The following is a 13,643-nucleotide window of genomic DNA, read 5'->3' as shown; positions in this document are numbered from 1 at the left end:
ATTTATGCTACATTTAAACCTATTTCAAATATATTATTAGAACTTTTAAAACCAAACATCTTCCTAGGATAATTATTAATCCATTTTTCAATTCTTTTAATTTGATTTCTACTAAGATTCTTAAAGCTACTTCCTTTTGGCAAAAACCTTCTAATCATTTTATTTAAGTTCTCATTACTCCCTCTTTGCCAAGAAGAGTAAGCATCAGCATAATATTGCTTTGTCCTTGGAATTTTACTTCTTGTAAAAGAAGTCTCTATTCCTGTATAGTTATAAAATTCTTTCCCATTATCAGTTGTAATAGTCTTGAACAATTCTCTAAACTTCTTTACTCCTATTCTTCTTTCTATTCGATCCAGACCTCTTATTACAGCTTCCTGCGTCTTATTAGGTATAATCTCTATTATTTCTTTTCTACTATACCTCTCCGTTAGAACTAATAAGAAAGGCTCTCCTTTCCCTTTCTACCCTCTACTAGATCCATTTCCCAATGACCTACTTCTAACCTCTCATCAGCTGCTTTAGGCCTATCTGATATTCTTCTACCTTCTTTACGTCTTTTAGTTGTATTCTTTTTCTTTCTTCTTTGTCTTTTTAGACTTTTTATAATTACCATAGGTCAACTCTTCTCTACTTACAAATAGGATGCCTTTATCTATATAATTATAGATAGTCTTCCAATGTAATTCTATTTCAAAATCTTCACTATTTTTTATCATATCTGCAATTACTTCTGGAGAATACTTATCTTTGATTTTTTCCTCTATAAACTCAGCTAACCTGTGATCTTTACCTATTTTTATTTTAGCTCCTTTAGCTGTAGCATTTTGATCATATACCTTTTGAACCTTTAATGCATCATATTCTATTCTAATTGTATAGTCCCAATTTAATAGCTCTATTTTGCCTTTTTTAACCTCTCTGCTTATTGTAGTTCTATGTCTACCTAACTCTTGTGCAATCTCTTTGGGAGACTTGTTTTGTTGATTATACAAGTGTTCTATTACTTTTCTATCTTCCCATTTTAAGTGTTCACCTTTGTTCTCATTTGTGTTATAATTATCTTGGCACATATCAATACCTCACTTTATGTTATTTGTGGTTATTTAACATTATATATGAGGTATTCATATGTGTCATTTATTTTTTGCACTATCCGTGCATTTAATTATACAATGTTCCTTTGAGCTAAAAAAATAAAAACTAAATTCAAAAAACTTAACTCTGACAAAGGCGCGACTAAACCTTTGACTAAATTCTGACTAAATCTTTTTATTTTATAGCTCTTGTCTAGAACTTGTCAACTCTTATCAGGCCTTTGTCTAGATAAACTGCCTTTGATCTTTATCTTTTAACTCTCAATTTTCAACTATATTCTCCCAAACCCCAACTCACTCAAAAATCCATTAATCTCTTCCTTAGATTTACTCAATTTCTCTTCTCGCTCACCGATACGGCTTACAACAGCCTCGATATCAACCTCTGGCTCTGGCACGGTGGTATCGACATACCTAGCAATATTCAAGTTATAATCATTGTCCCGTATCTCTTCCAAATCAGCCACACTAGCGAATCTCTCTAGATCGTCAAAGTTATCATAGGCTTCTATTATCTTATCAACATCCTCCACTCTTAGCTTGTTCATGTTACCATCCTTCTCGTAACACTCACTTGCTTCGATAAATAAGACCTTCTCCTTCTTCTCTTCTGGCTTGTCCTTGTTCAAAATAATAACCGCTGCTGGAATCCCTGTTCCGTAGAAGAGGTTACTTGGCAGTCCGATTACTGCTTCAAATAGATCATCCTCTAGCATCTGCTTTCTAATCTTACCTTCAGAACGGGTAGAACTTCCTCTGAACAATACCCCATGAGGAACTACCGTCGCCATCTTCCCTTTACTATTTAAGCTGGCTAGCATATGCTCAACGAAGGCATAATCTCCATAGCTCTTAGGAGGCACTCCATAGTTGAAACGGTTATACTCATCGGCCTTTGCCACATCCTTACCCCAGTTCTTTAAGGAGAAAGGTGGATTGGCCATTACCTTATCGTAGGTCATCAAGGTTGCTCCACTCTTATTCTTAGGGTCACGAATGGTATCACCCTTCCAGATAGTAGCCCCCTTTGCCTCATGTAATAGCATATTCAACTTGGCAATTGCCCAGGTTGAAAGATTAATCTCTTGACCAAAGAGTTGTAGGTTCTTATAATTTCCACCCTGGTCTTTGACATAGTTAATAGCATTGATCAAAAATCCTGCACTCCCAACTGTCGGATCATAGATACTATCACTCTCTTGGGGCTTTAAAATCTTAACCACAAGCTCTTTAACCTCTTCAGGTGTATAGAACTCTCCACCCTTCTTACCACCATCATCAGCAAACTTCTTGATTAGATACATATAAGCATCACCTAAGATATCAGGCTTCTCTAAGCCCTCGTTAGATAGATCTATACTATCAAATATCTGTATAATCTGTACCAGCTTGGCATCAGGTACACGCTCTTTATTATTATAGTTAGCAGTGGTCAAGACCCCTACCAACTCTGAATTCTTCGGTTCATCCTCAATTGCCTTAAAAGCCTTGTCCAACTCCGGGCCAATATCAAAGTTGAGATCCCGTAGGTTGGCCCAGCGTGCCTGCTGGGGTACAAAAAAGGTATCATACAAACTAGCCTCCTCTAAAAGCTCCTCGATAGTCCCTTCATCCATCCCTTCTGCTTTATATTCACCGCTTAACCTTTCTCTCTCAAGATCAAACTGATCATTCATCCTCTTTAAAAACATCATCCCAAATATGTAATCCTTATATTCAGCCGAGGATAACTCGCCACGTAAAACGTTGGCACAATCCCATAGCTTCGTCTCCAAAGTCTGTAAATTTAACTTTTCCATTTAACTTCCACTCCCCCGTTTTGTCAATTCACAATGCACAATTCACAGTGCACAATTAAGTTCAAAAGATTAGTATTCTTTTTATTTTGCCTCAACCTTATTATTTCTATGATAACATCTTAACTCCTCCTTAATATGGAAAAAGCCATAGGCTTGTTGGCCTTATGACTTTGGTTATTGGTATTTAGTTGGTTATCAAAAGTTAGCTTTTTGAAGGTGATATCTATTTATCTATGTTAACTCCTCAATACAATTCACAGCTAGCAAATCACAAAAGCGTATCCAATCAATTCCCCTTGCTCATTTTCTATCTAGGTTTGAAGTGTTATCTTACTATTGTTCCTTCAAGACTTAATACAAAGCTAATGAAATCTAAACTCACTAGAGTATATACCCTGCTAGAATGCACCACTAACTCCATACAACTAACAACTAATTATCAAAACGGAACTTCATTTCCCTCTAATTCCAACAGTTCCACGTTTAAATATTTAAGTTTAGTAATTATCTTTTTTATATCATAAGTACAAGGAATACCCTCATCACTATTAATTGATAGCTTAATTGATATAATCTTCTTTTTACCAATAATTTCTTCTTCCACAACTTCAAATGATTTTAATTGTGAAAATTCACTCTCTACCCCATTTTTAAATTCTAAATAAAAACTTTCTTTGTTAAAATCATCTGGCACCTTTATTTTTAAATTGAAATTTTCCTTATATTTAAAATCAATATTTTTCTTGTTTAATTTAGGCATATAGTCTAAAATCTTTGATTCTAAATTGTCAAATCTTTCTAACAAGTACTTTTCTAATCCTTTTTTAGGATCATTGATAATTACATCTTGATAAATTTTTGTTTTGGCAGAGTTATAAATAGGATTATCCCTGTGTTCTTCATTTTTCATACTTTCTTCAATCATAGCTTTTAAGTTTTTAGTTAATTCATCTACTCCTAACATGTCATTTTTGAAGAAAATAGTCCGTTGATCAATAATATCAAATGGAAGTTTTGTTCCTTCTTCACAAATATGAATTATTGGTTTCATAGTGGCGTGTCTAACTGCTATTTCATACATAACATTTGGATTGACTCCAGTAAGGTTTGCAATAACTAAATCATCTTCCAAAATTCGATTCATAATTTGGTTGTTTATTGAACCTGTAGAATTAATTTCATGTGCTGCTTTAACATCCGCAAAATCAAATTTTTTTTCTAATAATGGCCTAATTACTGAATTTATCACTCCATCAGCGCTTCTTCTTATTTCTGTCTTATCAGAACCTATTGGTGTAATAATAAAACATTTTTTAGATACGCAATTATCACTCATTTCATACTCCTCTCAAATTCAATTATTCTTTTATTCACTAAAAATAATGCTTGTACAACCTATTATTTCTTATAACTACTGGTATGTGATGTATAGCAATAGGTAAAACTTTGATATTATCTCCGCTTTTTCCCCTGCTCCACACCCTGCATGAAGTTTTCAACTTCACAAGGCGTTCTATGAAAATAAGATAATTATTACTATTTATCATATATAGCTGAAAACTTCTATTGAAGTCCCATTGGGCAAGGATTGGAAGATAAAACTTTCTTCCCTAACTTTCTTTTAGTCTCACCAGAAACCAATGATAACGATAGGTAAGAATTTGATATTATCTCCAACTTTTCCCCCGCTCCACACCGTGCGTGAGACTTTCACCTCACACGGCGTTCCATCAAGTGTATTAAATTATGTGGATTTTACTATTTCCTAACTTAGAACTCGAAACTCTGGCTCATAGCTTGTGTGTAGCTCCTCAAAGTTTCTCTAAGTGTAGTCATAAGTCGCTTAGAACTTCCTTTAGTTGTTCCTATAGAAGCCTGTCTTCGGGAATTAACCCTGCTCTCTTAGTCTCACCAGAACCTTATGTGTTAAATAATAAAATTATATTAATCTAATACATTGACTTGTGGCTATTCCTCCACCTCTTATTATCAAGGTTTCAACGGTACTTTACCACTACTCTCACTAATATTAAGGTATGTTATCTATAATTAGTTTCCATACCACCACTTCATAGGTATTAAGACCTCCGTGTTATTAGCTTTCCTTGTTCCAAAAGACTTTACCTTTACATATATCCTTAGATTTCTCCTATAAGCCTGTATATCTCTATTAAGAGTATATCCCCTATAAGGATATAAGGACTTTCATAACAGCAAATCTTACTCACCCCATATACGCCAAAACTTTGTTGGCATAATCATTTCTGATTATTTGAATTTTAGACCTGTACATTCAGAGATTTGTCAGTAGGATATTATCCTACATTCTAATCATAGATATTTTATAGGCAACCGACCTATCACAACCTTGACTACCTCTAGCCACTTTTCCTATAATTAGGGGTTGCTCTCAGCCGACTTCACCGAGCTTATTACATTATCTATCTTAATTTAGATAATGCAATTCGGAGTATCATTGTTAGCCCTTCAAGGTGTTACCCTTTCATTTGACTAATAAGTCTTTTAGTTCTAACTTCATTGTTAGGCTAAACTTTTCATTTAGCAACAAGTCGCACTACTATATTAATAACTTTTATTATCATTTTATTTCACTTATGGCTATCCCTCCACTATTTATTATCATAGTTTCATAGGTACTGTGCCACTACTCTCACTAATATAAAGATAGATTATATATTCCTTACTCTATCACCAATTCATTGAGATTAAGCTCTCCTTGTTATTAGCTTTCTTTGTTCCAAAAGACTTTTCCCGTACATATATCTTTAGACCACTCCTATAAGCCTGTATCCTTGATATGACCTGTAATCATATAAGGTTGTTCATATTAGCGAATCTTACTTAACCTCAGATACTTCAATCTCCGTGAATTTATTACGTTAGGTTGTTAAGCCTATAAGGGATATAACTATTTCTAGTTATTTGAACTTTAGACCTGTACATTCGGAATTTCGTCAGTCTCTCACAAAGACATTCTAGTCTTGGATATTTTATGGGTGTCCGACCTATCACAACCTTGGCTACCTCTAGCTACATTTCCTATAATTAGGGGTTGCTCTCAGCCGACTTTACCGAGCTCTACCACAAAGTAATTCTTAATAATAACTTTGCAGTTCGGAGTATCAACTCTAACCCTTCCAGGCGCACCCCAAGAGTACTTCCTCAAGAAGCAAAAATCGCTTCTCTCAGGGCGTTACCTCTTCATTTGATTAGTCAAGTCTTTTAGTTCTAAAACATTTATCAGTTTTAGGTAATTCTTTTCAAATTACAACAAATCGCACCGCTAACCTTATGTTATCTGAAGTTTAATCTGTTTATACTATTTTAAATTATAGTTAATTAACCTAAAACATCATTAAGCCTTTCTTTTACATTAAATCTAACTTGCTTTAAGTTATATTTAGCAAATTTATATCTCATATACATTGAAACATTATCTTCATGAGTCGACATAATAATTTGTTTGTTTGAGAATTCATTTCTTAATACTTCTACAAAACAAGCCATATTAATATCATCCATTGTTTGCACCGGATCATCTATTAAAACAGTTGTTAATTTTCTATTACCATAAACTTTATTAAGTGCCAAAGTAAATGCTATTACTAATCCAGATAACTGACCAGAACTTAAATAATTTATTACATCATGATCCGTCTTTAGATTAGGTACAAACTTTATACTATCTAGTTCTTCTTTATCTTCACTTCCTTTTATAAATATACCTATTCCTCTTTGATAGTCTTGTATAATTTTACCACTGTATATGTAGAACGGAATCTCAACTTTTTTAATTATTTTACCCCAATGTTCTTTTATACAAGTGTTATAAATTTTAATACTACTTTTTAAAGACTTTAATTTATCTTCTATTTTTTCTAGTTTAGATTCCAATTTTTCTTTATTTTCTTCCATATTTTTAATTTCTTGAATAACATTATTGTAATATAAATAATCAATATAAGATTTCTTCTGCTTTATAAGTTTTATATTTAAATTTGATACATTTTTCTCTTTTTCATTAAATAACTCTTTATATAAATAGTCAAAATTATCTTCATTTCTTTTGTAATAATATTCTTCATTAACTATTTTATGTCTTTTCCGAATCTCTTCTTTTAATTTTTCTACTTCCTCATCGATATTTCCTATAGTTCTATTAATTTTTTTATTAATGTGTTTTGTTAAATTAATTCTTTGGTTTTTACAAAATTTAATTAAGCTTTTAACTTTGTCTACTCTATTATAACTACTACTTAACTGCTTATAAAAATTATTGTTAATTTTATTCTCTTCTTTATCTAAATAATTATCAATACTTGAAATTAATCCTTCTAGGTGATTACTATATAATTCTTCTATTTCTTTTTGAACTTTTTTCATTGTTTCATCACAAAAAACAATAAATTTCTTCTTTTTCTTTTCAATTTGTTTAATTAATTTATTATAATTCTCCCAACCATAACCACATAATGGACATCTATTATTAATTATATTATTATTTTCATTAGTTATTTTATTAAATTGATCTTTTAATGAACTCCTTGTTATATTTAATTCATCAACTAACTTAGATAGCTCAGAAGAATTTTCTTTATATTTCAAGATACTATTTAATTTCTGATTAATATTATTTATATCAACATTTAGTTTAAGCTTTTTAGGTAACTTTTTTAAATCAATTTTTTTATTAATATCTTCTATTTTTTTACTTTTTAATATTTTGTTATATTTTTCTAATCTTTTTTGAATCTGATATTTTACTTTATTTTATCAAATCCATCAATAAAGTTTGCTATAATAATTGTATCTTTTAGTAATTTTGTATCCTCTAATCGAAGTTTTAATTTCTTATTAAATTGATCCTTCTTAAATTCTGAAAAATATTTTATAAAATTTTCAATGGCATCTAATTCCCTTTTATATTTATCCTTTTTCTTCTTAGACTCAACATTTATTCTTTTTCTGTCCCATTCTTTTGATATTTTTAGTTCGGGAAACAAACATTTATAGCTAATATTTTCATCTGCTTCTTGTATTTTTGAAATATTTTTGTTTTTAGCTTTATATTTTCTTTTATATCTTCTTTTTTTTCATAATTTTTTTATATATTCTTAATAATTTATTTTTTGCTTTTTCCAATTTTTTTAATTCATTTTCTTCTTTATATGTATCAAATAAATATTTTATAGTATCCATTCTTTCTTTTTCATTTTTCTTTAAAAAATAAGTATTGTCTTCCTGCTGAATATAATAAAATAAGCTATAAAATCTAGATAAATCTATATCAAATAATTTATCTACATCTTTTTGTTCAATTTCTTTATTATCATTAAATTCAGAATCAAATTCTTTTACCTTATAAGTTTTAAATAATTTATTTAATTCAGAACTCCTCCTATCCATATTGGTATATTCAATGTTTTTATTATCAATCTTTTTTATTAAAGTAAATTTATCCTCTAATGATTCAAATTCAACTTTAATCAATACATCTTCATTCTCATCATTACAAATTATAATATCATGACATCCACGTCTATTATCTGCAACATCAACCATCCTAGATATTTTTCCAGTTAATAATAATTCTATCGCATCAAAGATGGTAGTTTTTCCAAAGCCATTAGGTCCATCTAAAATTATTATATCACCTTTAGAAAAATCAATTTTTACTTCTTCAAATAACTTGAAATTATTTATATATAATTTATTTATCCTATATTTACTCACTCTATCACCCCAATTTCACTCAGAAAATTTTCCTCATCCATATCTTCTATTTCATTTTTCTGTAATATAGTATCAATAAAATCAAATGTCTCGATAATCTTTAATTCTTCTTTTATTTTTTGTTCCAAATTTTCCAATGTTGCAGATTTTAATGTTTTTAAATTTAAAAAAGGAAGTTTTATAAATAGTTTAGTGATTAAATTATAGAATGTATCTTCCTCTAGATTAAACTTAAATTGTTTAAATGATTTAGAATTGTTTAAAATATTTTGAAGATGTTTTATTAACTTAATTTCTCTAGGCTTATAAGTTATATAATTAGATTCAAAATCTTGTATTTGCCTTTCTGTATAAACTAAAACATATTTTTTAAAATTATATAAATCTTCTTCTACTTCATAAATAGATTTCTTTTTATCTCTATCTAGTGTTAATTTTTTTTCTTTTAAACAGATGATTAAAGATGTATTTTTCTGCATCTCTTTCTCATAAAAACTAAGCTTTTTTAAATTTGAATAGTATTCAAAAGCTTGTCGATTTATTAAATCTGTCAATTTCTTCTTACTAATATAATCAAAAAAAGTTATTAAAAAATACTCTTTTTTATTAATGCTTTCATTGACAGCAAAAAAATTTTTATTTTGACCATCTTCTAAAAATTTAGGATAATAAATCCGAAATCCACTCTCAATAAATATTTTTTCTAACAACTTATTCATTATCACTCAACTCCTCTATTGCTTTTTCAACACCTATTATGCTCATATTACCTATTTCTGTTATTTTAGAACCAATACCTTGCTCCTTTTTCAAAAAAATTTGTGTGTTTTTTATTTTAGCATATTCTTCTATTAATGAATTAATGTTTATATCATTAGAAATCATATTATCAACTTCATACAATTCTTCTAAAAAATGTGGGTTAGTAAATATTTGAGTAATTACTAATTCTTCCGATCCCTTAGAACGTAATGTTGTAGGTAAATATGTATCTATTCCTGTATTACTTTCATAGTGATAAATAGGTTTATGCTTATCCCATAAATATTCTAAACTAATTCTTTCAAAACATGTTAAAAATGATTGCAAAAGTCCATCTTCTGACATTAAAATTTTATAAACTTTCATATCAATTACTTCTGCATTTACATCAGGACTAATATTTTTACATAATAACTCAAATTGATAATAATCAAGACTATTAATTTTTTTAATCAGAAGCTTTAAAATACAATTATTGCAATCTCCTTGTACTTTAACTCTTTGACAATAAAAATTACAATACTTATTACGTGTATCATTAAATACATTTTTTAAATGATATAAGAAATATTTTTTACTAGGTTGCTCTAAATCTTCTTCTAATATATTCTTTATTTCTAAAAAAGGTATAACTAATTTTTCATCTTGTTGAAAATTTTTATGCCTTTGAATTATATGTTCATCAATCTTACCCAAAAAATTCTCAAAAACTCTCTCTATATTAAAAGCATTTATTTTATGATCTTCACCTTGCTTTTTATAATAAATTTCTATCTCTTTTTTTATTGAATTATTTATATCCTCTATTTCATGAAACTCTGATTTCAAATTATTCATTACTACTTTAAAATTATCACCTTTTGTAATTTTTTTGTATAATGATATCTTTTTTCGTTCTATAATATTAATTGCTTTCTTTATTATTTCCTTGATTTGTTCAAAATTATTATCTTCTTTCATATTTATAATTTCAGTCTTGTTACTATAATTAATAATTTCATCTTTTAATATTTTTTCTATATCAGTCATCTGTTTTTTATTTATAAATTTATTAATAAATTTTTTTAGTTTATTTTTATTACTAATATAAGTTTCAAGCTTTTCAATTAATGACTCAATACCTTTATTAAATTTATCTTTTATATTCTCTTCATTCCAATCATCTATATTTTTCCAACTATGTATATATGCTTTAATTTCTAAATTATAATCTATTACCTTCTTTATTAAATTAAATATTGCATCTTTATATTTACTAAAATTACTTTTGTTATAAGCTTTTACTTGGTGAATAGATATATATGTATCTCTTTTCTTTATAGAAAAATCTTCAAGCCACTCCAACTCTAAAAAGTAATTATTATAACTGTCTATATCATCATTGTTTAATTCTCTTAAAAGTATATAAATTGCTACTTTCCCTTGATAATTGAATCCATTCCAAGTGGGAGTAGCATCATGAAAATTTTTCTCTTTTTTAATAAGTGATGTAGACAAATTAATCCCTCCCTTAGTGCAATATTAATAGTCATTATTTCTAAAACTTCTAAAGATAAAAATTATTTATATGCTTGTCCTAATTTAAAAATTAACACAGAAAATACAGTTAGATTAAAATCTGGTAGGTCGGGAGCCTCTCGGCTCCTCTCCCCCATCAGAACTGTACGTGACAGTTTCCCGTCATACAGCTCAAGCAGCTTGACCCAACCTTCGGATTGGCGATAACAGATATAATCTGCTATCTAGCATTTCAGAATACCAGTCTGTTAACTTTAGTAGTCTGTGGTCGCCCACTCATCAGAGTAATTTGGCTTGCCACATTCACAAAGTTCTTATCCCTTCCAACCTCAAGCCACCTCTTAGGAAGTCAGCCTCCTTTGGGAGTAAGGTAATTTTTGAACCCTTATCTATATCATTATAAGATAGCCTTCGCATCTTTCTATCTCCTCTACCCACTAGCTACTGTATCAACATTGCTGTTAACCTGCCTAACCATTTCAGAAAATCATTGTGCTTAGCAAGTTCTATACCTTAACCGATTCATACTGTCTCAAATTCTACCTTTACTCCTAAGATAAACGTCTATTTTTTAATAGACTTAGACATCCTAAGATATAATTTGACCCTGTTATTTCAAGGGTTGGTCGCACTTTCACAATAAACCCTTAGCTCACTTATTACAACTACAATCTCGCCACTAACCTATTCTCATATTCAGACAGATATCTAAATTTCGCTAAACTCTCTTTGCTACTACGTTTTAAACTAAAATATTCAAATCTATGACTAATCCAAGTTATTAATCACCTTATTTATTTAAGATAATCAATTACTTCTTTATTAGGCACGATTTTACCAGTCTTTGTACTTTTAGCTTTTGGAGAATTACTCCAAGTTCCTACTAAATATTCATATCTATTTGAAAACTGATCTTTTAAATGTCTTAAAAGGGCAATTGCCTCTTCCCTCTCCAATAAATCAATGTCCTTCGATTGAAGATCTTTAATAGAAATATCAGAACTCATTTGAATTCACCACCTTTCAAATCATATTATTTAAAAATCTACTGGCTTTGAACAAATAAACCTAATAATAATATTCATCATAAAAACTGTTTATCCTGTTAATCATTACAAAATAATTGTATAATTTTATTTTATTTTCTTTATTCAACAAAAAAGTAATATCAGCAACTTCTATCGACCTACCTTTAATTTCATATCTAGTTAATTGAGTCCTTGACCTTGTCGGCACTTGTCAGAGTATATCCTTTGATTTCTATCTCTTGACCTTATTAGTGCCTATTCGTGTCCATTAGCACCCCAAGGGCATTTCTTTCAGGGCATGGTTACACAGCCCTTGACCTTGATTTTAACACTTATCGTATTTGTCATATCGTTGGCCTTGCAAAAAAACAACCAACACCCTTAGTAGAATGTTGGTCGGCTACTCTCGCTTCCGTTGGTCCATAACCTCAAAGTGACTGTATATCGTTGGCCCTGCCTTCATTCATCTATGTCCAGTTGGCCCTTAATTTTTGGTTTTAGATTCGCTTGATTCGCGTTAATTAGCTGCCACTAAAGGTTTTTATGCTCTTGTCTAGACCTTGTCGGCACTTGTCCAGCCTTTGTCAGAGTATATCCTTTGATTTTTATCTCTTGACTTTATTAGTGCCTATTCGTGTCCATTGTAGGGTCGAAGTCTGGTGCATTAACTAAGTTAGATTCCCAGTCCCCGCCACCTCAAACCGTACGTGCGGTTCTCCCGCATACGGCTTTCCTATTAACTTCATCATTAAACCTTATTAGGTTAAACTACTTTCAACTTTCACTATGTAATTAGCTAATCCATTTCCAGTAGGTATTTCACGTTCAGTTTAAGATATATTCTCCTTCTCAAGTCTTGTAAATTGATGGATGCTTTTATCATTTCATCCTTACCTCCTCTAGTGTCGGAGAATTTATTAATAGTAGGGTCTCTTCGCTATATGAAGTTTTGTTGTCTTCACAATTTTAGCTACTACAAACCCATCCGCCACCCTCTTCTTTTCCAGTTCATTTCTCGGGTCTCGATTATAGAACCTTCAGTTCTCAAGTGATTTCTCACAGGAAGAAGGAGGGCTTCTCCAGTTCCGAACATATCCTTATATACATACCATCGCTAATACTCCGCTGATGTGTATAGATGTTTCAGCCATTTTCATCTATACATTCTGTCTTCGCCCAGACGCTAAAGGCTCGACCATCAGATTTTACCCCTTTCGAAGCTACTATGCGTTCACTGGTGTTACGGTCTGCATATTTGCTCGGTATCCTTTAGATACCTTTGTCAATGGACTTCAACATTTTGATTTCTCTCCACATTGCCATTCGTGCTACAAGGCTTCGGCTTTTACCTTGATGGGACTTTCACCCATTGGATATGTCCAGCTTCGCTGGACATACAGCACCCCAAGGGCATTTCTTTCAGGGCATGGTTACACAGCCCTTGACCTTGATTTTAACACTTATCGAATTTATCATATCGTTGGCCTGTAAAAAAACCATAAATATTAGCTGTAACACCCCTTAATTCTTTTGACATTAGGTTTTAATTTTATCAGTGTTTATCAGTGTTTATCTGTGGCTAATTGGCTTTTAATATTTGCTTTTAGATTCGCGCGATTCGATGCCACTAAGGTTTTTATGCTCTTGTCTGGACCTTGTCGGCTCTTATCAGATCTAATCTGTGC

The 13,643-nt window shown here is 30.4% G+C and carries 8 protein-coding genes and 1 pseudogene; all 9 read right to left on the bottom strand.

Annotated features, from left to right (window positions below):
• Nucleotides 1-2 precede the first annotated feature (2 nt).
• The 9 genes and pseudogenes from HALSAC_RS17895 to HALSAC_RS0114220 all read right to left on the bottom strand — a co-directional run bounded on the left by HALSAC_RS17895 (nt 3) and on the right by HALSAC_RS0114220 (nt 11,937).
• Nucleotides 3-1,073, bottom strand: a pseudogene (locus HALSAC_RS17895) (IS30 family transposase).
• A 296-nt stretch (nt 1,074-1,369) separates the two neighbouring features.
• On the bottom strand, nt 1,370-2,896 hold the full coding sequence (locus tag HALSAC_RS0114260; protein WP_027340830.1) for a type I restriction-modification system subunit M: 1,527 nt from the start codon (nt 2,894-2,896) through the stop codon (nt 1,370-1,372).
• 439 nt (nt 2,897-3,335) lie between these two features.
• Nucleotides 3,336-4,232 carry a hypothetical protein gene (locus HALSAC_RS16700; protein WP_051412254.1) on the bottom strand — a complete coding sequence of 299 codons (897 nt, stop codon included), beginning with the start codon at nt 4,230-4,232 and terminating at the stop codon, nt 3,336-3,338.
• A 2,024-nt stretch (nt 4,233-6,256) separates the two neighbouring features.
• Nucleotides 6,257-7,522: an OLD family protein gene (locus tag HALSAC_RS0114250; protein ID WP_027340829.1), complete on the bottom strand. Its 1,266-nt coding sequence runs from the start codon at nt 7,520-7,522 to the stop codon at nt 6,257-6,259.
• Between the two features lie 155 nt (nt 7,523-7,677).
• Complete coding sequence (locus tag HALSAC_RS0114245; protein ID WP_027340828.1) at nt 7,678-7,920, bottom strand: hypothetical protein; 243 nt, start codon at nt 7,918-7,920, stop codon at nt 7,678-7,680.
• Nucleotides 7,921-7,993: 73 nt separating this feature from the next.
• Nucleotides 7,994-8,650, bottom strand: coding sequence for an ATP-binding protein (locus HALSAC_RS0114240; protein ID WP_027340827.1), 657 nt, complete (start codon nt 8,648-8,650; stop codon nt 7,994-7,996).
• A complete protein-coding gene (locus HALSAC_RS0114235) occupies nt 8,647-9,369 on the bottom strand; it encodes an ABC-three component system middle component 1 (protein ID WP_027340826.1) in 723 nt (240 codons plus the stop codon). The genes HALSAC_RS0114240 and HALSAC_RS0114235 overlap by 4 nt, the downstream gene beginning before the upstream one ends.
• Nucleotides 9,362-10,909: an ABC-three component system protein gene (locus tag HALSAC_RS0114230; protein ID WP_027340825.1), complete on the bottom strand. Its 1,548-nt coding sequence runs from the start codon at nt 10,907-10,909 to the stop codon at nt 9,362-9,364. The genes HALSAC_RS0114235 and HALSAC_RS0114230 overlap by 8 nt, the downstream gene beginning before the upstream one ends.
• 815 nt (nt 10,910-11,724) lie before the next feature.
• Entirely contained in the window at nt 11,725-11,937 is a 213-nt protein-coding gene (locus tag HALSAC_RS0114220; RefSeq protein ID WP_027340824.1) for a hypothetical protein, read from the bottom strand.
• Nucleotides 11,938-13,643 lie beyond the last annotated feature (1,706 nt).

Origin of the sequence: Halonatronum saccharophilum DSM 13868 (assembly GCF_000517025.1) — a bacterium.
GTDB classification, from domain to species: domain Bacteria; phylum Bacillota; class Halanaerobiia; order Halobacteroidales; family Halobacteroidaceae; genus Halonatronum; species Halonatronum saccharophilum.
The sequence above is the reverse complement of the archived record's forward strand: the minus strand, read 5'-3'. Positions and strand labels throughout refer to the sequence as shown.